This is a genomic window from Nocardioides koreensis (genome assembly GCF_039531775.1).
In the GTDB taxonomy this organism is placed as follows: domain Bacteria; phylum Actinomycetota; class Actinomycetes; order Propionibacteriales; family Nocardioidaceae; genus Nocardioides; species Nocardioides koreensis.
In genome coordinates, this window is record NZ_BAAAQR010000010.1 from 46234 (window position 1) to 68792 (window position 22559).

General features: G+C 68.8%; 26 protein-coding genes. 13 read left to right on the forward strand and 13 right to left on the reverse strand.

The features are described from left to right. Positions 1-25 precede the first annotated feature (25 nt). The 7 genes from aroH to ABD268_RS15645 all read left to right on the forward strand — a co-directional run bounded on the left by aroH (position 26) and on the right by ABD268_RS15645 (position 5827). Positions 26-412 (forward strand): chorismate mutase, encoded by a 387-nt coding sequence (gene aroH, locus ABD268_RS15615; RefSeq protein WP_344154130.1) that lies wholly within the window; start codon positions 26-28, stop codon positions 410-412. Then, a complete protein-coding gene (locus ABD268_RS15620; RefSeq protein ID WP_344154133.1) occupies positions 405-1481 on the forward strand; it encodes a prephenate dehydrogenase in 1077 nt (358 codons plus the stop codon). The genes aroH and ABD268_RS15620 overlap by 8 nt, the downstream gene beginning before the upstream one ends. A gap of 46 nt (positions 1482-1527) precedes the next feature. Continuing rightward, positions 1528-2232: a (d)CMP kinase gene (cmk, locus tag ABD268_RS15625; RefSeq protein WP_344154136.1), complete on the forward strand. Its 705-nt coding sequence runs from the start codon at positions 1528-1530 to the stop codon at positions 2230-2232. After that, positions 2229-3002 carry a lysophospholipid acyltransferase family protein gene (locus tag ABD268_RS15630; RefSeq protein ID WP_344154139.1) on the forward strand — a complete coding sequence of 258 codons (774 nt, stop codon included), beginning with the start codon at positions 2229-2231 and terminating at the stop codon, positions 3000-3002. Before cmk ends, ABD268_RS15630 begins: the two co-directional genes overlap by 4 nt. Further along, positions 2999-4378: a ribosome biogenesis GTPase Der gene (gene der, locus ABD268_RS15635; RefSeq protein ID WP_344154141.1), complete on the forward strand. Its 1380-nt coding sequence runs from the start codon at positions 2999-3001 to the stop codon at positions 4376-4378. The genes ABD268_RS15630 and der overlap by 4 nt, the downstream gene beginning before the upstream one ends. A gap of 106 nt (positions 4379-4484) precedes the next feature. Further along, the gene (locus ABD268_RS15640) at positions 4485-5357 is read left to right on the forward strand and encodes a hypothetical protein (protein ID WP_344154144.1); all 873 of its coding nucleotides are present in this window, start codon (positions 4485-4487) and stop codon (positions 5355-5357) included. 50 nt (positions 5358-5407) lie between these two features. Next, a complete protein-coding gene (locus ABD268_RS15645; protein ID WP_344154147.1) occupies positions 5408-5827 on the forward strand; it encodes a hypothetical protein in 420 nt (139 codons plus the stop codon). Here ABD268_RS15645 and ABD268_RS15650 read toward each other — a convergent pair whose 3' ends face one another. From ABD268_RS15650 to ABD268_RS15705, 12 genes are all read right to left on the reverse strand, one after another. Continuing rightward, positions 5828-6610 carry a spermidine synthase gene (locus ABD268_RS15650; RefSeq protein ID WP_425573743.1) on the reverse strand — a complete coding sequence of 261 codons (783 nt, stop codon included), beginning with the start codon at positions 6608-6610 and terminating at the stop codon, positions 5828-5830. Between the two features lie 379 nt (positions 6611-6989). Then, on the reverse strand, positions 6990-7193 hold the full coding sequence (locus tag ABD268_RS15655; protein WP_344154153.1) for a Flp family type IVb pilin: 204 nt from the start codon (positions 7191-7193) through the stop codon (positions 6990-6992). A 291-nt stretch (positions 7194-7484) separates the two neighbouring features. After that, positions 7485-7688 (reverse strand): Flp family type IVb pilin, encoded by a 204-nt coding sequence (locus ABD268_RS15660; RefSeq protein ID WP_344154156.1) that lies wholly within the window; start codon positions 7686-7688, stop codon positions 7485-7487. 251 nt (positions 7689-7939) lie between these two features. Continuing rightward, positions 7940-8584 carry a response regulator gene (locus ABD268_RS15665; protein WP_344154159.1) on the reverse strand — a complete coding sequence of 215 codons (645 nt, stop codon included), beginning with the start codon at positions 8582-8584 and terminating at the stop codon, positions 7940-7942. After that, positions 8559-10190 carry a sensor histidine kinase gene (locus ABD268_RS15670; protein WP_344154162.1) on the reverse strand — a complete coding sequence of 544 codons (1632 nt, stop codon included), beginning with the start codon at positions 10188-10190 and terminating at the stop codon, positions 8559-8561. Before ABD268_RS15670 ends, ABD268_RS15665 begins: the two co-directional genes overlap by 26 nt. After that, positions 10187-11119 carry a type II secretion system F family protein gene (locus ABD268_RS15675; protein WP_344154165.1) on the reverse strand — a complete coding sequence of 311 codons (933 nt, stop codon included), beginning with the start codon at positions 11117-11119 and terminating at the stop codon, positions 10187-10189. The genes ABD268_RS15670 and ABD268_RS15675 overlap by 4 nt, the downstream gene beginning before the upstream one ends. Before the next feature lies 1 nt (position 11120). Next, positions 11121-13001: a type II secretion system F family protein gene (locus ABD268_RS15680; RefSeq protein ID WP_344154168.1), complete on the reverse strand. Its 1881-nt coding sequence runs from the start codon at positions 12999-13001 to the stop codon at positions 11121-11123. Next, positions 12998-14398, reverse strand: a complete 1401-nt coding sequence (locus tag ABD268_RS15685; RefSeq protein ID WP_344154171.1) for a TadA family conjugal transfer-associated ATPase — start codon at positions 14396-14398, stop codon at positions 12998-13000. Before ABD268_RS15685 ends, ABD268_RS15680 begins: the two co-directional genes overlap by 4 nt. Before the next feature lies 1 nt (position 14399). Further along, positions 14400-15602, reverse strand: coding sequence for a CpaE/TadZ family protein (locus ABD268_RS15690; protein WP_344154174.1), 1203 nt, complete (start codon positions 15600-15602; stop codon positions 14400-14402). Then, positions 15599-16372: a Flp pilus assembly protein CpaB gene (cpaB, locus tag ABD268_RS15695; protein ID WP_344154177.1), complete on the reverse strand. Its 774-nt coding sequence runs from the start codon at positions 16370-16372 to the stop codon at positions 15599-15601. Before cpaB ends, ABD268_RS15690 begins: the two co-directional genes overlap by 4 nt. Positions 16373-16436: 64 nt before the next feature. Further along, a complete protein-coding gene (locus ABD268_RS15700) occupies positions 16437-18104 on the reverse strand; it encodes a pilus assembly protein TadG-related protein (protein ID WP_344154180.1) in 1668 nt (555 codons plus the stop codon). Beyond that, positions 18104-18556 carry a TadE/TadG family type IV pilus assembly protein gene (locus ABD268_RS15705; RefSeq protein WP_344154183.1) on the reverse strand — a complete coding sequence of 151 codons (453 nt, stop codon included), beginning with the start codon at positions 18554-18556 and terminating at the stop codon, positions 18104-18106. The genes ABD268_RS15700 and ABD268_RS15705 overlap by 1 nt, the downstream gene beginning before the upstream one ends. 229 nt (positions 18557-18785) lie before the next feature. On the opposite strand from ABD268_RS15705, the gene ABD268_RS15710 reads away from it, so the two are divergent. From ABD268_RS15710 to ABD268_RS15730, 5 genes are all read left to right on the forward strand, one after another. Continuing rightward, positions 18786-19034: an SCO4226 family nickel-binding protein gene (locus ABD268_RS15710; RefSeq protein ID WP_344154186.1), complete on the forward strand. Its 249-nt coding sequence runs from the start codon at positions 18786-18788 to the stop codon at positions 19032-19034. 247 nt (positions 19035-19281) lie between these two features. Beyond that, positions 19282-19500, forward strand: a complete 219-nt coding sequence (locus ABD268_RS15715) for a hypothetical protein (RefSeq protein WP_344154189.1) — start codon at positions 19282-19284, stop codon at positions 19498-19500. Positions 19501-19598: 98 nt separating this feature from the next. After that, positions 19599-20441 carry a patatin-like phospholipase family protein gene (locus ABD268_RS15720; protein WP_344154192.1) on the forward strand — a complete coding sequence of 281 codons (843 nt, stop codon included), beginning with the start codon at positions 19599-19601 and terminating at the stop codon, positions 20439-20441. 92 nt (positions 20442-20533) lie between these two features. Then, the gene (locus ABD268_RS15725) at positions 20534-20692 is read left to right on the forward strand and encodes a hypothetical protein (protein WP_344154195.1); all 159 of its coding nucleotides are present in this window, start codon (positions 20534-20536) and stop codon (positions 20690-20692) included. Between the two features lie 10 nt (positions 20693-20702). Further along, positions 20703-21317: a calcium-binding protein gene (locus tag ABD268_RS15730; protein WP_344154198.1), complete on the forward strand. Its 615-nt coding sequence runs from the start codon at positions 20703-20705 to the stop codon at positions 21315-21317. A gap of 23 nt (positions 21318-21340) precedes the next feature. Here ABD268_RS15730 and ABD268_RS15735 read toward each other — a convergent pair whose 3' ends face one another. After that, on the reverse strand, positions 21341-21874 hold the full coding sequence (locus tag ABD268_RS15735; RefSeq protein ID WP_344154200.1) for a ribonuclease H family protein: 534 nt from the start codon (positions 21872-21874) through the stop codon (positions 21341-21343). 189 nt (positions 21875-22063) lie between these two features. Here ABD268_RS15735 and ABD268_RS15740 point away from each other — a divergent pair, with 189 nt between their 5' ends. Then, on the forward strand, positions 22064-22531 hold the full coding sequence (locus tag ABD268_RS15740; protein WP_344154202.1) for an LURP-one-related/scramblase family protein: 468 nt from the start codon (positions 22064-22066) through the stop codon (positions 22529-22531). The last annotated feature ends 28 nt before the right edge of the window (positions 22532-22559 follow it).

Below are 22559 nucleotides of genomic sequence, written 5' to 3' on the forward strand. Positions count from 1 at the left end.
AGGTGTCCCGAGGCGAGGAGGAGACGTGGCGGTGCGAGCGGTCCGGGGCGCGACCCAGCTCGAGGAGGACTCGCGCGACCACATGCTCGAGCGGGTCGCCGAGATGGTCACCGACGTGATGGAGGCCAACGGCCTCGAGGTCGACGACTTCATCTCGGTCATCTTCACCGCGACCTCCGACCTGGTCGCGGAGTTCCCGGCGTACGCCGCGCGGCGGCTCGGCTTCGGGGACGTGCCGCTGCTCTGCGCCCGGGAGCTGGAGATCGCGGGGTCGATGCCCAGGGTGGTCCGGATGATGGCGCACGTCGAGACCGACCTGCCGCGCGCGGACATCACCCACGTCTACCTGCACGGTGCCGCGGCGCTGCGCAAGGACCTCACCCGCGTCCGCTCGGTGCCCGACGATGAGTGACGGGCCGTTCGGTGGGCCGGTGCTGGTCGTCGGTGCCGGGCTCCTCGGCACCTCGATCGGGCTGGCGCTGCGCCGCCACGGGGTCGAGGTCTGGCTCGCCGACGTCAACCAGGAGAACGTGCGCACCGCCTCCGGGCTGGGGGCCGGCGTCCCCGCGCCCCCGGCCGGCGAGCCGGCCCTCGTGGTGGTCGCCGTTCCGCCGGACCTGCTGGGGCAGGAGATCGCCCGGGCGCTGACCTCCTTCCCGGGCGCGGTGGTCACCGACGTGGGCAGCGTCAAGAGCGAGCCCCTGGCGCGGCTGCGGGCGGCCGGCACGCCGGGCATCGAGCGGTACGTCGGGTCGCACCCGATGGCGGGCTCGGAGCGGTCCGGCCCGTTGGCGGGGTCCTCGTCCCTCTTCGACGGGCGTCCCTGGGCGGTCACCCCGCACCCGGGGGCCGACCCCGGCGCGGTGACGGCCGTGGTGGCGCTGGCCGAGCTGTGCGGCGCCACGGCGGTGACGATGGCTCCCGACGAGCACGACGTGGCGGTGGCCCGGATCTCCCACGTGCCGCACCTGCTCGCCGTACTCGTCGCCGGGCGCCTCGCCGACGCGCCGCCCGCCCACCTCGCGCTGTCCGGCCAGGGCGTCCGTGACGTCACCCGGATCGCGGCGGGCGACCCGGCGCTGTGGCAGCAGATCGTCAGCGGGAACGCCGCGGCGGTCCTGAAGCTGCTGGGGGAGGTGCGCGGCCAGCTGGAGCTGCTCATCGACGCGGTGTCGACCGGCTCACGCGACGACCTGGCCGCGCTGCTGGACCGGGGCGTCGCGGGCACCCGCGCCATCCCGGGCAAGCACGGCGGGCCGACGCGGCCGATGCAGTCGGTGTTCGTGTCGGTGCCGGACCACCCGGGCGAGCTGGCCCGGCTGTTCGCGGACGCGGGCGCCTCCGGGGTCAACATCGAGGACGTCCGGATCGACCACGACCCCGGGCGCCCCGTGGGACTGGTGGAGCTGCTGGTGGAGGAGGCCCGGGCCGAGCACCTGCTGGGCTCGCTCGAATCCCGTGGATGGGTGACCCACCGGTAGGCTGCGGGCTGCAGTTTTTTCACCGAGCACCGAAGGCAGGCCGACCGTGTCCAGCAGCGCCCCCACGTCCGGGACCCCCGCCACGGGGCTGGTCGTCGCGATCGACGGACCGTCCGGGTCGGGCAAGTCGAGCACCTCGCGTGGCGTCGCGGTCCGGCTGGGCCTGCGCTACCTCGACACCGGCGCGATGTTCCGCGCGATGACCTGGTGGATGCTGCGCCAGGGCGTGGACGTGCACGACGCAGCCGCCGTGGCGGCCCGGGTGGGTGAGCCGGAGATCGTGTCCGGCACCGACCCGTCCGCGCCCACCATCACCGTGGACGGCACGGACGTGGCGACCGCGATCCGCGGCGAGGATGTCACCGGCGCCGTCTCCCCGGTGAGCGTCGTGCCGGAGGTGCGGGCCCGGCTGCTCCAGCTGCAGCGCGCCGTGATCGCGGCCGCGCCCGGGGGGATCGTGGTCGAGGGCCGCGACATCGGCTCCGTGGTGGCGCCGGACGCCCCGGTGAAGGTCTACCTCACCGCCGACCCGGCCGCCCGGGCGCTGCGCCGGGCCGCCGAGGAAGGCGGGTCCGATGTCTCCGCCACGCAGGAGTCCCTGCTGGCCCGGGACAAGATCGACTCCGGACGGGCGACGGCGCCGCTGGTGATGGCCGACGGGGCGGTGCACATCGACACCACGCCGTTCACCCTGGACGAGGTGATCGGCCTCGTGGTCGCGCTCGTCGAGGCGGTGGAGGCACCCGCGTGACCCTGCCCTCGTCCGGGTCCGCCCACACCGAGCTGCCGCACAGCGACCGGGTCCGGCACCCCGTCCGCCTCTTCCTGTACTCGCCGCTGCGGCCGCTGGCGCGCGCCCTGATCCGGCGCCGCTTCGCGGTGCGCCTGCACGGCGTGGAGTCGGTGCCGCGGCACGGCGGGGTGATCTTCGCCAGCAACCACATCGGGGTCGCGGACGGGCCGCTGCTGGCGATCTTCGCGCCCCGCCCGGTGCACGCGCTGACCAAGGTCGAGATGTTCCGCGGCCGGCTCGGCCGGTTCCTGCGCGCCTCTGGCCAGATCCCGCTGGACCGCTTCCACACCGACCCCGCCGCGGTGAAGACCTGCCTGCGGGTGCTGCGCGACGGGGGCGCGGTCGGCATCTTCCCCGAGGGTCGCCGCGGCGCCGGTGACCTGGCGCGCTTCCACCGGGGTACGGCGTACTTCGCGCTGGCGTCGGGGGCGCCGGTCGTGCCGGTGGTCATCTTCGGCTCCCGCGAGCCCGGCGGCCACACCGACTCGCTGCCGCCGCGCGGGGGAGCGGTGGACCTCGTGTTCGGCACGCCGTACACCCTGGACGCGGCACCCTGGCCGCGCACGCAGGAACAAGTCGAGCGGGCCTCGGTGTTGGTACGGGAGCACATGCTGGTCCACCTGGACCACGCCCGCGCGTCGACCGGCCGCGACCTGCCCGGTCCGCTGCCCGCCGCTGAAGTCGAACCCGACCCCGCCACCGGGGTCACCGAGCAAGGAGCACCATGACCGACGGTCCCGACCTGTCCACCGCCACCCCGGAGGAGTCCTCCGCACCGGAGGCGCTGGGGCCGGTCCCCGTGCTCGCCGTCGTCGGCCGCCCGAACGTGGGCAAGTCGACGATCGTCAACCGGATCATCGGCCGCCGCGAGGCGGTCGTCGAGGACGTGCCCGGCGTCACCCGCGACCGCGTCTCGTACGACGCGGACTGGGCCGGCCGCGCCTTCACCGTCGTCGACACCGGCGGCTGGGACCCCGACGCCCGCGGCCTCGCCGAGCGGATCGCCGCCCAGGCCGAGATCGCGGTGAGCCTGGCCGACGCGGTGCTCTTCGTGGTCGACGCGACCGTCGGCATCACCGACGCCGACGAGGCGGTCGTGAAGATCCTGCGTGCCTCGAAGAAGCCGGTCGTGCTGGCCGCCAACAAGGTCGACGACCAGCGCACCGAGGCCGAGGCGTGGGGGCTGTGGAACCTGGGCCTGGGCGAGCCGTACCCGGTCTCCGGACTGCACGGCCGCGGCTCGGGCGACATGCTCGACGCCGTCCTGGCCGCGCTGCCCGAGCCGCCGCCGGAGCGGGACACCGAGGTCGGCGGGCCGCGCCGGATCGCGATCGTCGGCAAGCCGAACGTCGGCAAGTCCTCGCTGCTGAACAAGCTGGCCCGCGAGGACCGCGTCGTCGTGGACAACGTCGCCGGCACCACCGTCGACCCGGTTGACGAGCTGATCGAGCTGGGCGGACGGACCTGGCGGTTCATCGACACCGCGGGCATCCGCAAGCGGGTCAAGGAGGCGTCCGGTCACGAGTACTACGCCTCGCTGCGCACCTCGACCGCGATCGACCGGGCCGAGGTCGCGGTGCTGGTCATCGACGGCGGCCAGACCATCTCCGAGCAGGACCTGCGGATCATCCAGACCATCCGCGAGGCCGGCCGGGCCCTGGTCATCGCGTTCAACAAGTGGGACCTCGTCGACGAGGAGCGCCGCTACTACCTCGAGCGCGAGATCGAGCGCGAGCTGGTGCAGGTGCAGTGGGCGCCTCGGATCAACGTGACCGCGCGCACCGGCTGGCACGTCGACCGGCTGGTGCCGGCGCTGGACAAGGCGCTGCAGGGCTGGGAGACCCGGATCTCCACCGGCAACTTGAACTCGTTCCTCGGGCGTCTCGTCGCCGAGCACCCGCACCCGGTGCGTGGCGGCAAGCAGCCGAAGATCATGTTCGGCACCCAGACCTCGGTCGCGCCGCCGACGTTCGTCCTGTTCACCAGCGGCAAGCTCGAGGCGTCGTACGAGCGTTACATCGAGCGGCGGCTGCGCGAGGAGTTCGGCTTCGTCGGCACCCCGATCGTGCTGCAGCAGCGGCCGCGGGAGAAGCGGAGGCGCTAGCGTCTGCGGGGTGCGACCTCTCGGAGTGCTCACCCCGCTCGTCCTTGTGGCGTCGCTGCTGACTTCGTCCGCTGTCGCGGTGGGCGGGTCACCGTCCGCCAGGCCGGTGGCAGGGACTGGCTGCCGGGTCTTCCCGGCCGACAACTACTGGCACGCCGACATCCGCGACCTGCCGGTGCACCCGCGCAGCCGGCAGTGGCTCTCGCACATGTCGACCGACCGGGATCTGCACCCGGACTTCGGCCCGTCGTACGGCGCCGGGCCGGACTACGGCATCCCGGTGACCGTGGTCGGGCACGCGCACCGGCGGGTGCGCGTGCGGTTCGACTACGCCGCCGAGAGCGACCGGGTGCGCTACCCCTTGGGGCGGGACACCCGGATCGAGGGCGGTCGCGGCTCTGCGGGCGACAAGCATGCGGTCGTCGTCGACAAGGGGGCGTGCCGGCTCTACGAGACCTGGAACACCCGGGTCCGGGACGGGCGCTGGCGCGCCGGATCGGGCGCGGTGTGGTCCTTGGGGAGCAACGACCTGCGTCCCGACGGGTGGACGTCGGCCGACGCCGCCGGGCTGCCGATCCTGCCCGGGCTGCTGCGCTGGAACGAGGTGAGGGCGCGCGACGTCGACCATGCGATCCGGTTCACCACCGACGTGACCAGCCAGCATCACCTCTGGCCGGCTCGTCACGACGCCGGGTCTCGCGACAGCCTCGCCTACCCGCCGATGGGCGCCCGGTTCCGGCTGCGCGCCGGCTTCTCGACGACTGGTTTCTCGGGTGGTGCCAAGGCAGTCATCCGGGCGATGAAGACCTACGGCCTGGTGCTGGCCGACAACGGCTCGCCGTGGTTCTTCCAGGGCGAGCGGAACCGGCACTGGCCGGACCGGCTGGTCGCCGACCTCAAGCGCATCCCGGCGAAGGCGTTCGTCGCGGTCGACACCTCGGGCCTCAAGGTCTCGCACGACAGTGCGCAGGTGCGCTGAGGCCTCCGGATTCCGTGGCTTGGCTACCAGCCGACCCCTAGTGTGCGGCCATGGACGTGACCACCGAGCTGACCGCCGTGCTCAACACGCTGATGGACGAGCACAACGTGATGTGGGACCTGGGCGAGATCCCGGCGAACTCGCGGATCCGTGACATCCACCCCGACCTCGTGGCCGCGCAGTACTCACCCAAGTTCGACGGGGGAGTCTGGCGCGCCGAGTCGGGCGAGGAGTGGCTGGCGGGGACCCAGGAGGCGGCCGGGATCCTCGGCAAGCAGGGGTGCCGCTGGGAGCTCGCCGACCTCACGATCCTCGAGCGGAGCGCCGACGAGGCGGTGGCGTCGTACCGGATCATCCACCACTGGGGCGACGCCGACCGCCCGCCGGCACAGGCGATGTTCCTCGAGACCTGGCGTCGCTCGGAGGACGGCTGCTGGTTGCTGGTGCGGCACCACGCGGAGAAGGTCTGATCAGCGATCCTGGGGGAGCGGCGACGGCCGGGTGTCGTCGTCGGTGAACGGCATCCCGCCGCCGAGCGAGCTGCTGACCTGGCCAGCGTCGAGCACCCGGTACGGCGCCGCCGAGGATGCGGCTCGCTGCCGGAGCGAAGTGACCGGCACCGACGCGCGGGAGGTGACGACCAACAGGTTGCCGAACCGGCGACCCCGCAAGGTGGCGGGCTCCGCGCTCACCATCAGCTCGGCGAAGACCGTACGTAGCCCGGCGATCACGCGCCGGGTCCACGCAAACGGGGCACGGTCGGTGAGGTTGAGGAGGAACCAGCCGCTGTCGGTGAGTGCCCGCGACACCGAGGTGAAGTACTCGGTCGTGACCAGGTCCGCCGGGACCCGGGCGCCGTCGAAAGCGTCCAGGATCACCACATCGGCGGAGTCCTCGCGGAGCTCGGCGGCGCCCGCGCGTCCGTGCACCGGCCGCACCTTGATGCCGCTGCGGCGGGGGAGCGGAAGCTCGCTGCGGACCAGTTCGGTCAGCTCGGCCGCGGGCTCGAGCACGATCTGCGACGACCGCGGCCGGGTGGTGGCGACGTATCGGGGCAGGGTCATCGCCGCCCCGCCCACATGGACGATTCGCAGTGGTTCGCCCCCCGGCATCCGGGCGTCCAGCACGTCGCCCATTCGGCGTACATAGTCGAACTCGAGCCGGGTGGGATCGTCGAGGTCGACGTGGGACTGGTCCGCCCCGTCGACGCGGAGCACGTAGGCGTTCGGCCGTTCCGTCGGCACGATCTCCATGGCCGTGAGGATCTCACGCCCTCGCAGATGCCCCGGAGCTGGCAAACGAAACGGCGCCGCACTCACGTACGGCGCCGGTCGTGTGAATTGCGGCCTAGGGGATCAGCAACTCACGGGACGGTGTCTACCACCATCGTGTGGATGAGGGTCCGGAACGACGATTTTCGCCGTTCCGGACCCTTTCACCCCGAGCCCCGTCGAGCCCCCACTGACTCGTCTGAAGTCAATGGTGCGCTGCGAAGTCGGACAAGGCATCAGGTGTTCGTCTTGAGCGCAGTAGTCACTTTTGGGCCGACCGGGTGCTGACCGTTCTCGGTCGGGAAGCGCCAAGGCCGACGTCGCAAATCGGCGACGCCGGCCTTAACTCCGGGGCTTCAGGTCACGGGTGCGCGGGCATCTGGTTGTTGACGAAGGCGAATGTCTGGTCCAGCTTCGTGCCGAGCAGGATCACGGTCGCCACGATCGCGGCGGCGATCAGGGAGACCATCAGGCCGTACTCCACTGCGGTGGCGCCACGCTCCTCGCGCTTGGCCTTGAGGTCGTTGATGAGCATGATGGTCATGAACTGCAGCTTCTCAACCATGGTAATTCCCTTCGAAATGGGTTGGAGTTCACGGGCACTCGGTTTGGCCCGTTTGACATTGATTCTTTCCCGAAACTGGGACTCAGGTATCGGACGCTCGTATTGGGATCCCTAGTCAGGTCGGGCCATGTGTGAAGCGCCGGAATGACCACTAACTTTGTGGATACCTCTGAAGGTGCGGAACAAGATAGGAATGCGGTTTCCGCTCTCAGGTCCGGGGCCGTTGCTCGCAAAGGCGACGAGGCCGGCGCCGCACGTGTGTGCGATGCCAGCCTCACCTGGAGCTTCAGATCACGGGTGCGCGGGAAGCTTGCCGTTGACGAAGGCGAACGTCTGGTCCAGCTTCGTGCCGAGCAGGATCACGGTCGCCACGATCGCGGCGGCGATCAGAGAGACCATCAGGCCGTACTCCACGGCGGTGGCGCCGCGCTCGTCGCGCTTGGCCTTGAGGTCGTTGATGAACATGATGGTCATGAACTGCAGCTTCTCGATCATGGGATTTCCCTTTCGGAATCTTCTGAGTTTCCCGAGCCCCCCACTGGAACCCGTCTGAGGACAATCTTCGTCAGCGCCTGGGCCTTGCGAATCCGGTACTCGTCTCGATCAGCATGGTTAGAAATGACTAGGTCGCGGCCGCGAATCGGCCATTCCCCGGAGACTTTCGGCGGTCAGCACTTGAGGTCACCTGAAATGTCGCGAACCGCCCGACCCTTGCGGGTCGGACGGCTCGCGATGGCTGACAGTCGTCAGCCGGCTGCCGTCAGGGTCTCCATGAGGAGACCTCGACGCATGGCAGTCACCAGGACTTGTGCGCGGTTGGAGGCCCCGAGTTTGTCGTAGAGGTGTGCGATGTGCGTCTTGACCGTCGACTCCCCTAGGTAGAGGCGCTGCGCGATGTCGCTGGCCTTCAGCCCGTCCGCGAGAAGCACGAGGATCTCTTGCTCTCGCGGTGAGAGCTGTGAAGACGCGGTTGACGCGCGGCGCATGACTGCGCCGGCCAGGCCGGAACACAGGAAACTGCGGGGTGCCCTAGCCGCATGTCTGGCCGCGCCGACGACCTCGGAGGCCCGAGCCTCCTTGTTGAGGAAGGCTGACACGCCGGCCTCCATGGCCGCGAAGATCTGGACGTCGCCTGTGTGCATCGTGAGCATCACCAGCCCAGTGGACTCACTCTCCGCCCTGATGCTGCGCACGATGTCGAGGCCGGTACCGTCCGGCATTTGCAGGTCGGTGACCACCACATCTGGGCGAGCGGTCCGCCAAGCGGCCAAGCCCTCGGCCACGCTCCCAGCCTGCGCGACGACGCAAAGATCTTCGCCCTCGCGCTCGAAGGCGCGACAAAGTCCCTGGCGGATGAGTTCGTGGTCATCGACGAGCAAGACGCTGGTCATGCTGTTCCCCGTTCGTGCCTGCTGCTCTGGACCGCGACCGGATGGTCACGATCGTGCCGCCGTCCTGGCGGTTGCCAATCTCAAGATCAGCATCGATGCGCTCGGCGCGCTCGCGCATCGTGTGCATGCCGTAGTGGCCGGTCCGCGGGATTGCGCCTCCGACGCCGTCGTCCTCGACGACCAGCTGGAGGTCGCTGCCGATGGTGCGGAGGTTGACCCACACGTTGATTGCGCGGGCGTGCTTGTGGACGTTTCCGATCGCCTCTTGGGCGATCCGCAGTAGCTCGGTCTCAGTGCGGCGGGGCAGCCGAGCCTCACGCTCATCGAGCGTCAGATGCACACGCAGCTCGCTGTGAGTACTGAGTTCCTGCACGTACTCGGACAGGGCGGCCGACACACCCGCAGCCTCGTCGACGTCCTGGCGGAGGTCGAAGACCGAGAACCGCAACTCGCTGATCAGTTTGGTGAACTCAGACCTGAGCGCTTCCGCCGCCTGACGAGCCAGTGGGTCGCCGCTCGTTGCGGCGACCTCGTCCGCCAGATACCCCAAGGACACTACGCGTTGGGCTATGCCATCGTGGATGTCGCGGGCCAGCCGGTTGCGCTCCTCGGCCGTGGCGACAATCCGCACCTCGTCGACGAGCAGAGCCGTCTCGAGGCGGATGGCGTGCTCGTCGAGCAGTTGCTGGGTGGCTTCAAGCTGTGCTGAGGTGAGCGAGCGCGACTGGCCCAGGACGACCGCGCCGATGACGTGCGGTCCCACGCGGAGCGGCAAGGCCGTGGCGCCGGGCCGCTGGAGGCGCCGGCCGTAGAGGGCGCAGAGACGGCCGGTCTCTTCGTCCGTGGGAGCGAGCGGACCGCTGGGTGACGCGGCCGCGATTCCCGCTCGGCCGCGCACAAGCACCACCGAGCACTTCCCGTCAATCGCCCCGCCAATCGCCCCGTCGACCGCCTCGCGGATCGCCCGTGCCTGCGTGGCCACGTCGAGTACCGCAGGGAAGTCGCGGACCAGCGTGTGGAGCTGTCCGACGAGACGATGCGCAGCGGCGTATGGCGCCTGCGCTGCCGCCAGAGTGCGCAGGGACCTGGACTGCTGCGCCGCGAGCAGGGCAACGCCCAGGCCGATGCCCAGCCACGGCAGCGCGCTGGTCAGCTGCCCGGCCAGGTCACCGGCAGGTCCCGCCGCCGCCTCGGCGGTCAGCCACGAGAGCGCCGTGACGAGCCACGTGTTGGCAGTGGCCAGTCGGCCAGAGGCGAGACCGGCCGCTACGGCGGGAATCGCCAGATAGAGGTGAAGGGCATCGGCCCGGACGTCAGCCATGCCGATCAGGAGTCCGACCATGACGCCCTCGGCGACGGAGAGCCACGGCGTACGCCCGGCGGCCTGCAACTCGCAGATGCAACAGGTGCCGCCGACGATAGCGAGTCCCACGAGGACGATGCCCAGGGAGCCCGCGAGACCTCGATCGACCACCTGTCCGACGACGAACGCAAGGGCAAAGATGCGAACCGCAGTGTTCAGCCGCCACGAGGGGGGTGAGCCGGGCACGGGTCTCGCCGCGGACATCGAACGTCGGAGCCCGGTCGCGTTCCTGATGTAGCTCATCGCGAGAATACCGCCACGATCCTGAGCACGCCTGGCCCGATCACGACAATGAACAGGCAGGGCAGGATGAACAACACCAGAGGGACCATGATCTTGACCGGAACCTTCTGCGCCTTCTCCTCGGCTCGCTGGCGGCGCTTGACCCGCATCTCGTGGCTCTGGATCCGCAGCACGCGGCCGATGGGGATGCCGAGCTGGTCCGCCTGCACCATCGCGAGACAGAAGGACTTGAGGTCGGCGAGTGTGGTCCGTTCGGCCATCGCCCGCATGGCCTCCATGCGACCAACACCGAGCTGCATCTCCTGCAGCAGCCTGGAGAATTCCTGCGCAAGAGGCCCTTCGGTGTTCCTGGCGACCCGCATCACGGCTGCGTCGAAACCGAGTCCGGCCTCCACCGAGATCGTGAGCAGGTCTAGTGCGTCCGGCAGGGCCCGTTGCATGAGAGTCTCCCGCTTCTGACCAGCGTTGTAGACCAAGATGTTGGGCAGCACATAGCCGAAGGAACCGAGGCCGGCAGTCGACACGGTGGTGGTGAGAAGAGACTGGCTGCCCGCCGTCCAGAGGAACGCGAGGACACCGATCACCAGAAGGCCGAGGACCTTCAAGCCGATGATGCGGTTCACGTCCCAGGCGGGCGGGTTTCCGGCGATGTCGAGCCTGTGCTGGATTCGCTCGGCCGTGCCTGCGCGCATGATGCGACGGCCGACGCCCACGAGGCGCTCGCCGAGGGGTGCGACGACCCGCTCGGAGAACGGCTTGTCCAGGTCGGCCTTGAGCAAGACAGGCGCCGCATCGAGCGCCTGAACGGCCGTGAGGGATCGCGCCACACCGCGACGCTCGGCGGTCACCACGCCGATCAGAGACAGGGAGAGAGTAATGCCGACGAGGACGAGGAGCCCGCCAATGAACAACACAATCGTCGGGGACATCTCAGATCTCCACCTTCACGAGTCGGGACATGAAGAAGGCGCCGATGGCGAGCAGCACGCCAGCCACTCCGATCATCAGCCAGCCGATGAACTCGGTGTAGAAGACAGATACGTAGTCGCGGTTCGCGAAGAACATGTAGACGAACATCACCGCAGGCAGGGCGCCGAGGATCCAGGCCGAGATCCGCCCTTCAGCGCTCAGGCTCCTGACCTGCCTGCGCAGGTACTCGCGCTCACGCAGGGTCTCCGCCACCGTGTTGAGAATCTCGGACAGATTGCCGCCGACCTCACGCTGGATCCGGATCGCCATGACCACCCAGCCGAAATCCTCGCTCTCCATCCGCTCTGCCACCCCCTCCAGTGTGTCCTCGAGGCGGATGCCCAGACGGTGCTCGACTAGCGCACGGCGCAGCTCGCCCGCCATCGGTTCGTGTCCCTCCTGGACGACTGTGTCCACCGCCTGGGCCATCGAAAGACCCGCCGAAAGGCCGCCGGACATCAAGGTCAGCGTCTCGGGGAGATGAGCACCGAACGCCGCGAGCCGACGGCTGTGCTTGAACTTCAGGTACGTGATCGGCAGGACCGCTCCAGCCACGAGCGCGAGCATCAGCAGCGCGCCGCCGCCCAACACGAACCCAACGAGGCCTGACGCCACCGCGATCCCCGCGTTCAGCAGGATCCACTCGGCCGCCGTGTATGAAATGCCAGCGGCGTTGAGGCGCTGGGAGAGCCGGGTCTCGAAGTCGCCCTTGACCAAGGTCTCGGTGAAGGCGACGGCGGAGTCCTTGAGACCGGCCGGACCAGCGCTCGGAACGCTCTCACCGAGGTAGGCCCCGATCCGCTTCTGGGATTCCGACAGGCCTCTCGAACCGGCAAGTACCACGCCAAGGATGACGGCGAGGCCGAGGCCCAGCGCCGCTGCGCCGGCCAGCATGGCGCCCCGGCCGAGCAGGGATTTGCCGCCTTCAATCAGGGTCGGTCCGTCCGCACTAGCGCGCCCAAGGGAGACGAAGGCCGAGTCGTCGTACGTCGTCCCACCTGCCGCGAGCGAGACGTCCAGCTCGACGTCCTTGGGCGCAGTGGCCGGGCGCGGGAAGCGGACCAGCAACTGGCTGGCGAGCGCGTCCGCCTCGGCCCGGAAGACCGACTTCAGGGCCGAGGCTTCCGCCGCACGGATAACACTGCCACCGCTGCCGGCGGTGATCCTAGACAGTACCGTTCGATCCCGGGAGCTCTGGTCGAGTGCGACCACGTCGACGGAGGTGTCGTGTCCCTTGGCCGCGGCGAGCGCCTGGTCGAGGGAGCTGCCGCTGCCGGTGTCCGCACCGTCAGTGAGCAGCAGGACGGACCGCGCTCCGTCATCTCCCGACAGGTTCACGGCCTGGACGACGGCGTCGTAGACGTGCGTGCCTCTCGTGAGCCGGATCCGTTCGATCGCCGAGGCCAGCGCGTCACGATCGCTCGTGGGCGCGATGACGTCGTGGACCCTGTCGGAGAACGTCAGCAACCCGATGCGCACGTCCGGCGGCGCCGCGTCGAGGAAGGCCTCCGCGGCCGCCTTGGCCTCCTTGATGCGTGCCCCGCGCATGCTGTCGCTGGTGTCCAGGGCCAGCACGGTGGTTCGGACGACCTCACCCGCCTGGACGGTGGTGGCCGTGGCCTCGACGGGCTTGCCGTCGACGGTGACCTTGATGCTGGCCAGGTCGGGATGGGCGCCGACCGGAAGGTGATCGGCGTTGAGGAGCAGCGACACGGTGCCGTCGTCCGCGACCTCGCTGTGCCCGATGTCGATCCCGTCAGCTGCTTGCGAGGGCGCAGCGAACATGGACAAGGAGATCAGCCCCGCGGCAGCGGTGCCACGTAGCAGGGAGCGCACGGTCATCGCAGTGCCCCCGCTGGTGCGAAGAGCGTGGGGTCGACGCGGACGTTGTGGTCTGCGAGTCTGTCGAGGAAGCGTGGCCGCAGGCCTGTGGCCCGCAGATGCCCCTGAGCCCGCCCGTCCTCGTCGTACCCGGCGTGGTAGTCGAACAGGAAGACGTCCTGGAGCGTGACGATGTCACCCTCCATGCCCACCACCTCGGTGATCGCGGTGAGGCGCCGGGTGCCGTCCTTCAGCCGGGTCTGCTGGATGATCAGGTCGATCGCACTGGATGACTGCTCTCGGATCGCCTTCACCGGGAGGTCCATCCCAGCCATCATCACCATGGTCTCCACGCGGGAGAGGGCATCGCGGGGGCTGTTGGCGTGGACTGTCGACAGAGAACCGTCGTGACCCGTGTTCATCGCCTGGAGCATGTCGAGTGCCGCTGCGTCACGGATCTCACCGACGACGATTCTGTCGGGCCGCATGCGTAGTGAGTTACGCACCAGGTCGCGGATCGTCACCGCTCCTTTGCCCTCGATGTTCGCGGGGCGGGACTCGAGCCGCAACACGTGCTCCTGGTGAAGCCGCAGCTCGGCGGCGTCCTCGATGGTCACGATCCGCTCGTCGGCCGGAATGAATGACGACAGCACGTTGAGCGTCGTGGTCTTGCCGGCGCCGGTGCCGCCCGAGACTAGGATGTTCAGCCGGCCCCGGACGCATGCGGACAACAGGTCCGCGGCCGGCCTGGTCAGGGTGTCGAAGGAAATGAGGTCCTCGACGGTGTACGGGTCCTCCGAGAACTTGCGGATGGTCAGCTTCGAGCCGTCCAGCGCCAGCGGCGGGATGATCGCGTTGACCCGGCTGCCGTCAGGCAGACGGGCGTCGACCATCGGGCTGGTCTCGTCGACACGGCGGCCGATTTTTCCTACGATCTTGTCGATGGTCCGGCGCAGGTGCGCCTCGTCGGCGAAAGCGACGTCCACGCGGGTGAGGCGTCCGCCGCGCTCTACGAAGATGTTGTCCGCGCTGTTGACCATCACCTCGTTGAGGTCCGGGTCGCGCAGCAGTGGCTCCAACGGGCCGTAGCCGAGGATGTCGTCGGCGATCTCCTGGATGATGCGGGTGCGGTCCGAGCCCGACATGGGCTGGTCGGTCGTGGCGATGGCCGTCTGCAGAGCGGTGCGGACCTGCTGCTCGAGCTCGCTCTGGGTCATGTTGACGTCGTAGAGTTGCGGGCCCAGCGCGTTGACCAGCTGCATGTGCACTACGCGCTTCAGCTCGCCGAACGGGTCCCGTGGTGACACTCGTGCCGGTGATCGCCCGTTCGTGGCCCTGGTCTCGGGTTCGCTGGTGGCAGTTGAAGTCGCGCGGTTCCGGTCGCGCTGTGCGGCCATCAGCCGTTCGGACAGAGGCATGTCAGGCCACCTTCCTGGAGCGGAGCCCGCGGCGCGGAGCCCCTCGACGTGAGTGCGGCGCCGGTTCGACCTGCTCCGACGCCGGGACCGGCGGAGCGAAGACCTCAGCGAGGGAGCGGGCGAAGGACACGAGGGCTTTGCTCACCTGATGCCCCCGGTTGGCGCGAACGATGGCCTCGCCGCGGTTCACCGCCGTGAGGACGTCCCGGCTCGACGGCAGGCTGACGTCCGCCTTGAGGCCGAGTGTCTCCTCGAACTCGCCGGCGGAGAGGCCCACCTTCGCGTCTGCCCGGTTGAGCACCAGTCGCCACTTGTCACGAGAGAGGTTCAAGAGGTCCAGAGTCCCCACGGCAAGCTTGAGGCCCTTCAGCGACGGGATGTCGAGCGTCCCGACCAGCACCACGAGATCGCTGTGGTCGAGGGCGGGCAGGACGTAGTCGTCGAACATCCCGGAGGTGTCGACCACCACGACGTCGAACATGCCCTTGAGCGTCTCCAGCAGGCTGCCGATCGGCTCCGCTGGGACCGGGGATCCGAGGTGGACCGGGGCGGCCAGTACGACGAGCCGCTCGGAGTGCTCGGTGAGCAGCGACTCCACCCCGCTGGCATCGATCTGCCCGCTGAGCTGCGACAGGTCCGCCAGGCTGTGCACCGGAGTCAACTGCAGCATGATCGCCACGTCCCCGCAGTGGATGTCGAGGTCCACGACACAAACCCGGTGCCCCTCGTCCGCCATCGCGGCCGCGATGTTGGTGGCCACCAGGCTCTTGCCGACCCCACCCTTGGTGGAGAAGACGGTGACCAGGGAGCCCCCGGCGCTGACCTCCGCCGGGTGGTCCAGGCTCTCGGACATGGCCATCGCGACTTCGTGGGTGCGCCGAACCGCCTCCCTCAACGCTGCCGCGTCGTTGGTCTCGACGACCTCGCTCATACCCGAGCGAAGCGCGTCCGCGAGAACGGCCTGGTCGAGGGTGGCGCGGACCAGGATGACGCCCAGTGCCGGCCGTGCGATCCGGTTGCGCCCGGCGAACGCCGCGGCTGCCTGGTTGCCGACCGACGGGCCGAGCACGACGACCAGCTCCGTCTGGTGGCTGCGCAGGTGGTCCTCGATACTGTCGAGAGACGGCAGCACCGTGGCTGCGGAGCCCACAGTGGTGCGGAGGAACTCGGCCAGCACCGGGTCCTGCTCGACAACGGTGGTCATCGTGCGCCTCCGAAGACCTCGGGCATGATGTCTCGCGCCGTCACGCCGGGGTTGTCGGTGGCCTTGGACTTGTCGGTACGGAGCGCGAACGCAAGGTCACCATTGCGGCTGGCGTAGATGAGCCGCTCCGCCTGCTCCTGACTGACCGCAACGGTCAGGATGGTGCGCGGAATCTGCTCCGTGGTCTCCTTGCCGTCCTCGGTGGTGGTTCGGGAGGACATCGAGGTGTCGCCGACACCGATGACTTCGACACTGGTCAGCAAGATCCGGGTGTAGGGAGATAGCTTCTGGGTGGTGCCGTCGGCTTTGTAGAGCTCGGGGTCCCCCGAAGCGAAGATCGCCACCTGTGAGCCCGGGTTGACGAAACCCGCGACCCGCGCGGGGTCAGTGAGCTCGACGCTGACCGCCAGCTTGTCGTCGGGAATGGTGAGGGTGTCCTCGGACCCCGGCGACCCGAACTGCTGGCCCATGATCTGCTGGCCGGGGTAGATGGTCCCGAGAGCGACCTTGTCGTCAATCGAGGTGGTGGAGCTGAGTGCGCCCTCGACCATGTCGTCTCGGACCACCTCGGACTTCTCGAGCTTGCCGGCGGCCTGGGCGTCGGCGACGGATTCACCGGGCTCGATCACGTCAGTCGCGGTGAGAACTGCGACGCGCTGCTGGCCCTCGGTGGCTCGGGCATCGACGCCCTGGACGTAGAGGATGATCATCGCGGTGCCCAGCGCCGCGATGGCGAAGGCAACGCTGAGGAGGATGGATCGTCGTGCCATGGGTTCTGTCCTTACGGTGCTGGTGACGTGGTTGCTGTGAGTGGTGCTAGCCGCTCCCGGTCGCTTACTTGACGAGGACGATTGCCTTTGGGCCCGCCCCCGTGTAGTCGCCTTCGCCGCCCACTGTTGGGGCGACATCGGGCAAGGCAGTCCGATCGAAGAGAATGACTTTGAGTTCGCGAATGTTGTGTCCCGAGTCATCACTTACGAGCCCGTTTAGATCAGTGATGTCGCCATGGGCATCGCGCCTGTCGGTCAGGCGCTCCTCGGAGATGAATCCCGGCCTGAATTCTTTGATGGGCCAGTACTTCTTCCCGGTGTCCGGGTCGGAGTTGAAGATCGGAACCCAGAAGAATCGAGGGGAGTTGAAGATGTCCGCCGACAGTGCGTGATATCCGTCGTCCGATTCATCGCGAGAGGACACGAGGTCCCCGATCGTTGCCCCATTGGAGATGAAACAGCTCAACAAGTCGTCGTTGATATGAGTGCCCAGAATGGTCGCACTGGTCCGACTGTCGCTGTGGGCGCGACTGCAATTGCTGGTGGACGCAGAGTCAAGCCGCCCTGGGTCGTCCGCATCCACTCCCGTAATCAAACCTCGATTTGTTTCCGCTACCTTCAATCCAGGCTCGGTCGCGACGCAATTGGTGCCATCGACCGGGTTGTTGTTCTCGGAGATAAGACTGCTGCATTCACCGGTCGGTGATGGGTGAGGCTCAAGTGCTGGCTCGACTCCCCAGATGATGTTCATCTCGACGACGTGAGCGGGGTCGCTACGAGGGACATCGATAGTGCCGAAGTTTCCTTCGTTGGAGGCGTCGCAGTAGAGCTTCGGTGGTCCGACGGTGAGGGACTGGGCCGTGCTATCCGAGGACCAGGAGTTCAGGCCCTTCTTGTCCGGCGTCATGACCCGGACGAACCAGGTGTCGTCTACCGTCCTAACTTCGTTGGGTAGGGTCACCGTGATCGTCGTGGTCCCCTTGGGTGTTGTTGAAATCGTCACTTCGTGGTGTGCCGTGGCGGTCGCGAAGCCGACCTGTGTGACGCCCCCCAAGTCCTTGCCAGTCAGAGTGACGGTGACTGCATCAGTTCCAGTAGGGATCGGGTTCGGATTCGTGCTGATGGTGAAGACCAGGCTGTTGTCCTTGTCGACCGAGTCCGGGAGAAGGTCGGGCGCAGGCGGCGTGCTGGGTGTCTTGCTGTCGTTGCGGATGCTCTGAAGCCCGTAGTCGCAGCCGGTGACCGCGAAGAACGGCAAGGTTGCACCGGCCCGCGCCGCTCTGACCTGGGCCCAGGCCTCTGCATCGACGTCGACGCCATCGAAGTTGCCTGGCAGGGCACGCGCCAACCCGAAGGGCACATGTGCGTAGGGTGCCCAGAGCTTGACCGTCCAGTCTTCGCAGATGATGTATCCGTCGTTGTGGTCGAGATTGTCGAGGTCGACCGCCACGCCGCCCGAACCATCCGTGGCTTGGCCGGGGACAGCATTCTCGCTCTTCTTGAGGAACTCAGTTGCCTTAGTCACGACGTCGCTGTTACACGAGTCCTCATCGTCGAGCTCTGCTGCCGCGGCCAAGGCGGCGAGGTCGACGTCGGTCTGAATGAGCGACTTCTTGGCGTAGGCCTGGCCGAAGTCGACCGCGAAGGCGCCGATCCCGAGGAGCAGAACCGCAAGGAGGGCGAATAGAACAGCGGCCGCGCCACGCTCGTTGCGAGCTCGTGTGGAGACCATCACTTGCACCCCCCGGCCGGCAAGTACTCAACCCGCGACGTCGCGCTCTTGTCGATGGCGCCGTCGAACCACGGGAAGAACCCGATGTCGAGACTGGTGAACTGCACTCGCACCGTGATCGTGTCGCCGACCTTGGCTGGAGCGGGCCCGACGACGTCTACAGTGGGAGTGCTCGACGTCGGGGTGCCATCCAGCGTGTGCTCCCCCGTGTCTTCGATAGGGCTGGCATAACCGGGCCACTTTGCTTCATCGGGAGAGTCACACGGGTTGACCGCCGCAACGCGAGAGGACTCGCGGGCGGCATGTCCTCCGGCCTGCCAGGCCCAGAACCACAGACTGAACTGGATGATCCCGAACAGCAGGGTGAACAGAACCAGCGCGATCAGGCCGAACTCGACCGCCGCCGCTCCCTGTTCGTCGCGCCGGCGACGCAGCACATGAGTGTTCCGCATCAGAGCCTCCCCGCCCTTTGATTTCTCGTCCCGTCGAGGAGGCTCGTGGCTGCGGGAAGGCGGGACGGGGCAAATGTGGGACGTCTACCCAATGTGGGGGAGAGGTGAGGCCCTAGGCTGTCTAGCCCAGCCCGGCCCAGCGGGGCGGAAGTCCCTAACGCGGGGGAGGCGCAGGGGGCGTGTGGGGGAGAAGAGTGGTGAGCCCAAACCACGGGAGAGGGGTCGTTCGATGCCCGAGTTCATGGATGTGCACACCGGCATGGCCGGTATCACCCCGGAGGGCCTGATGGAGGCCCACAACGCCGACCTGGCCATCCAGGACGACGAGAAGGTCAACTTCAAGCACGCGTGGGCCGACCCGGAGAGCGGCATGGTCTTCTGCCTCTCCGAGGCCCCGAGTGCCGAAGCCGTCCAGAAGATCCACGAGCGGGCCGGTCACAAGGCGGACAACGTCTACGAGGTGCCGGTCCAGGCGTAGCGGGCTGCGCCCTGTGAGGCTACTTGCCTCACAGGGGCGCCGCGGACCCACCGGCGTACCTGGCCATCGACCCAGCCGTACGCGGCGGTGCCAGTACGTGCCCACCCGGTGCGAGGCCTCCTCGTGCAGGATGGGCTCGTTGGTGTGCGTGCTGGTCCCGTCGTGGCAGTGCCCTGGTCGGCTCGACCGCATGCCATGGCCGGGAGTGGGTAACCCAAGGCAGGACCTCGAGATCCGGGAGGGATCAATGGCGAACGACGAGCTCGACATCCGCGGCGACCTGCTGGCGGTACTGATCAAGAAGGTCGAGGAGGACCAGTACCCGTCCGCGACGATGATGGACATGATCGAGGACCAGCTCACGCCCGACGAGGTGTCGGAGTACGCGCGCGTGCTGCTCGACAAGGTCCAGGGGGACACCTACCCGAGCATCGACCTGATCCGCCGGCTCACCGACCTGTGCTGATGCCGCTGGCGAGGGCGGCGTAGGGAACTTCCACGAAGTGGACTAGACCTGCGGAATCCGTGGTTGAGGGTGCGTCGGATGCGGGTATCAGTCAGCCCATGGCAACCCGACGCAACATCTTCGTTCTCTCTGGTGGTGGATCTCGCGGCGCCGGTCAGGTGGGGATGCTCCGGGCCCTGTGGAACGCCGGGATTAGACCCGACGTGCTCATCGGGGGCTCGGTCGGCGCCATCAACGCCTGTTTCATGGGCGCCCACCCCAGCGCGCAGGGCATCGACGACCTCGCCGACGTCTGGCTCAACATGAGCGAGGAGGCGCTGTGCGGGCGGCGTCGGGGTGTCGTCGTCAACGTCTTCCGGCGCCGGCCCTACCTCTTCTCCGCCGACCGGTTCCGCAACCTGGTCTCGCAGTGGGTGCCGACCCACCGCCTCGAGGACCTGCCGGTCCCGGTCCGGGTGGCCACCACGGACATCGCGACCGGCCGCCCGGTCCACCACGACAGCGGCCACGTCCCCGAGATCCTCGCGGCCTCGGCCGCGCTGCCCGCGATCTTCCCACCGGTGGTGCTGGAGGGCCCCGACGGGCCCACCACCCACGTCGACGCCGGGGTCGCCGAGAACGTGCCGCTGTCCGGGGCGCTGGGCGTGGCGCAGCCGGGGGACCGGATCTGGGTGCTCGACGTGACCCGCCAGCCCACGACGCTGCGCACCCTGCGCAACCCGCTCGACGTACTCATCGCGTCCCTGGCCGCCTCGGTGCGCAACCGGGAGGAGCCGACGTTCCCCCGGGGTGCCGAGGTCATCCGGTGCAAGCTGGACGAGAGCTACGACTGCGGCGGCGTCTTCGACTTCTCGCACACCACCGAGCTGTTCCGCCTCGGAGAGGAGGCCGCGGTGGCCGCTCTCGAGTCGGTCGTGCCGACGCACGCGCTCGCCGCCTGACCCGCGGATCGGGTACGTCCGCCGTCCTTCGTGGACCGCGGACGCACCACGTGCCACTGTGGAGAGACCCCGTCTCCAGGAGGTGCAGCGCCGTGGATGAGACCCCCGAGCCGACCACCAGCGAGGCCTGTCCCGACTGTCACGCCCTGGTCGCCGACCTGGCCGCGCACAAGCGGTGGCACTCGCGGCTCGTGTCGAGCATCGCGAAGGCCGTCGAGCACGAGATCCAGCGAAGCGCCGGCGCGGGCTGAGGGGGCCTACGTGTCTCGGCGTCGCGCCGGCCCGGTCGCGCTGGCCGCGACCGGCGTCGCGCTGCTCTTCGCCGGTCCGGCCGTGGCCGCGACCATCACGGGCACCCCGGGTGACGACCGGCTGGTCGGTACGCCGCGGGCCGACACCATCTCCGGCCTGGCGGGGAGCGACGTGATCCGCTCGGGTCGCGGGGCCGACACCGTGCGGGGCGGCGACGGGAACGACGTGATCCAGCTCGGCAAGAACCCGCTGCTGGAGGGACCCCGGGGTGATCAGGCGCTGGGCGGCCGGGGCGGCGACGTCATCTTCGGGGGACCAGGGTTCGACGTCATCTCGGGCGGGTCGGGGAACGACGCGATCCGGGGTGGAGCCGGGCACAACACCCTGGAGGACGGCCGGGGCAACGACCTGCTGATCGGCGGGCGCAGCGGGGACGCGGCGTACGTGGGCCCCGGCCGGGACCGGGTCCACCTCGGCGGCGGCAGCGACGGCGTGTACATCAACGTCGACGGCAAGAGGGACGTGGTCTTCTGCGGACCCGGCCACGATCGGGTGTGGCGCGGGGCCAGGCTCGACCCCAGGGACCGGTTCCACGACTGCGAGGAGTTCAGCGACCACCCCTGACCGCGGTCACCGTCCAGGGCGACTCAGAGCTGGGAGAACAGGTCCGGCTCGTCGACGACCTGGCCGGGGCGTACGTCGGGGTGCCGAACGCGCGAGCCGGCGAACCCGGGGCCCGCGTCGGGGGCCCGACCCGCCTTCCAGGACGCGGCAGCCGAGTTGGCGACGCGATCGGCGTGCTCGTTCAGCTCGTGCCCGGCGTGCCCCTTCACCCAGCGGAACTCCACCCGGCGGCCGGCCATCGCCTCGTCGAGCGCCTTCATGATCTCGACGTTGAGCACGGGCTTCCCGTCGCCCTTCTTCCACCCGCGCCGCTTCCAGCCCGCCATCCACTTGGTGATCGAGTTGATGACGTAGGTGCTGTCACAGAAGACCAGCAGGTCCTCCGAGAGGTGCGCGGTCTGCTGGAGCAGGTCGAGCACGGCGGTCAGCTCGGCCATGTTGTTCGTGCCGTGCGCCCAGCCACCCGCCGCCCAGCACGCCTCGTCGACGTACCACCCCCAGCCCGCCGGGCCGGGGTTTCCGAGAGCCGAACCGTCCGCGGCGGCGATGATCGTCATGCGCGCATCCTGTCACGGGGCCCCGGTCCCGGATCGCCCACCACGGGTGAGGCGCGGTCGCCCGACCCGGGCCGAGGGTGGGGGGATTCCGAGAGAAGGGTGACGGACATGCCCCCTGGCAGGCGACATGAACGGCGTGAAGAGAGACGCGAGGATCGGCGCGGGGGTGGGGGAGCGGTCCACTACCAGATGCGCCAGCGCCTGGTCTCGATCGGCGACGACTACTGGATCGAGACCGACGACGGACAGCGGGCCTACAAGGTGGACGGGAAGGCGCTGCGGCTGAGGGACACCTTCGTGCTCGAGGACCCGCAGGGGCACGAGCTGGCGAAGATCCAGGAGAGGCTCATGCGGGTGAAGGACGCGATGGAGGTCGAGGACGCCGAGGGCCACCGGATGGCGATGGTCAAGAAGGCGCTGATCAGCCCGCTGCGGGACCGGTGGAAGGTCGAGGTCAGCGACGGGCCGGACCTGGAGATCCACGGCAACGTGGTCGACCACGAGTACACGTTCACCGACGGGCACCGCGAGGTGGCGTCGGTGTCGAAGAAGTGGTTCCGGGTGGCCGACACCTACGGCGTCGAGGTCGAGCCCGGTCAGGACCCCGTGACCATCCTGGCTGCCACGGTCGCGATCGACACCATGGCCCACGACTAGCGCCGGGCTCCCGAACAGCGAGGACCCC

Bases quoted from the DNA above. Each gene is read 5' to 3' on its own strand.
- ABD268_RS15620 (WP_344154133.1), top strand. From the start codon at position 405: ATGAGTGACGGGCCGTTCGGTGGGCCGGTGCTGGTCGTCGGTGCCGGG.
- der (WP_344154141.1), top strand. From the start codon at position 2,999: ATGACCGACGGTCCCGACCTGTCCACCGCCACCCCGGAGGAGTCCTCC.
- ABD268_RS15645 (WP_344154147.1), top strand. From the start codon at position 5,408: ATGGACGTGACCACCGAGCTGACCGCCGTGCTCAACACGCTGATGGAC.
- ABD268_RS15650 (WP_425573743.1), bottom strand. From the start codon at position 6,610: ATGGAGATCGTGCCGACGGAACGGCCGAACGCCTACGTGCTCCGCGTC.
- ABD268_RS15655 (WP_344154153.1), bottom strand. From the start codon at position 7,193: ATGGTTGAGAAGCTGCAGTTCATGACCATCATGCTCATCAACGACCTC.
- ABD268_RS15660 (WP_344154156.1), bottom strand. From the start codon at position 7,688: ATGATCGAGAAGCTGCAGTTCATGACCATCATGTTCATCAACGACCTC.
- ABD268_RS15665 (WP_344154159.1), bottom strand. From the start codon at position 8,584: ATGACCAGCGTCTTGCTCGTCGATGACCACGAACTCATCCGCCAGGGA.
- ABD268_RS15670 (WP_344154162.1), bottom strand. From the start codon at position 10,190: ATGAGCTACATCAGGAACGCGACCGGGCTCCGACGTTCGATGTCCGCG.
- ABD268_RS15675 (WP_344154165.1), bottom strand. From the start codon at position 11,119: ATGTCCCCGACGATTGTGTTGTTCATTGGCGGGCTCCTCGTCCTCGTC.
- ABD268_RS15680 (WP_344154168.1), bottom strand. From the start codon at position 13,001: ATGACCGTGCGCTCCCTGCTACGTGGCACCGCTGCCGCGGGGCTGATC.
- ABD268_RS15685 (WP_344154171.1), bottom strand. From the start codon at position 14,398: ATGCCTCTGTCCGAACGGCTGATGGCCGCACAGCGCGACCGGAACCGC.
- ABD268_RS15690 (WP_344154174.1), bottom strand. From the start codon at position 15,602: ATGACCACCGTTGTCGAGCAGGACCCGGTGCTGGCCGAGTTCCTCCGC.
- cpaB (WP_344154177.1), bottom strand. From the start codon at position 16,372: ATGGCACGACGATCCATCCTCCTCAGCGTTGCCTTCGCCATCGCGGCG.
- ABD268_RS15700 (WP_344154180.1), bottom strand. From the start codon at position 18,104: ATGGTCTCCACACGAGCTCGCAACGAGCGTGGCGCGGCCGCTGTTCTA.
- ABD268_RS15705 (WP_344154183.1), bottom strand. From the start codon at position 18,556: ATGCGGAACACTCATGTGCTGCGTCGCCGGCGCGACGAACAGGGAGCG.
- ABD268_RS15710 (WP_344154186.1), top strand. From the start codon at position 18,786: ATGCCCGAGTTCATGGATGTGCACACCGGCATGGCCGGTATCACCCCG.
- ABD268_RS15715 (WP_344154189.1), top strand. From the start codon at position 19,282: ATGGCGAACGACGAGCTCGACATCCGCGGCGACCTGCTGGCGGTACTG.
- ABD268_RS15720 (WP_344154192.1), top strand. From the start codon at position 19,599: ATGGCAACCCGACGCAACATCTTCGTTCTCTCTGGTGGTGGATCTCGC.
- ABD268_RS15735 (WP_344154200.1), bottom strand. From the start codon at position 21,874: ATGACGATCATCGCCGCCGCGGACGGTTCGGCTCTCGGAAACCCCGGC.
- ABD268_RS15740 (WP_344154202.1), top strand. From the start codon at position 22,064: ATGCGCCAGCGCCTGGTCTCGATCGGCGACGACTACTGGATCGAGACC.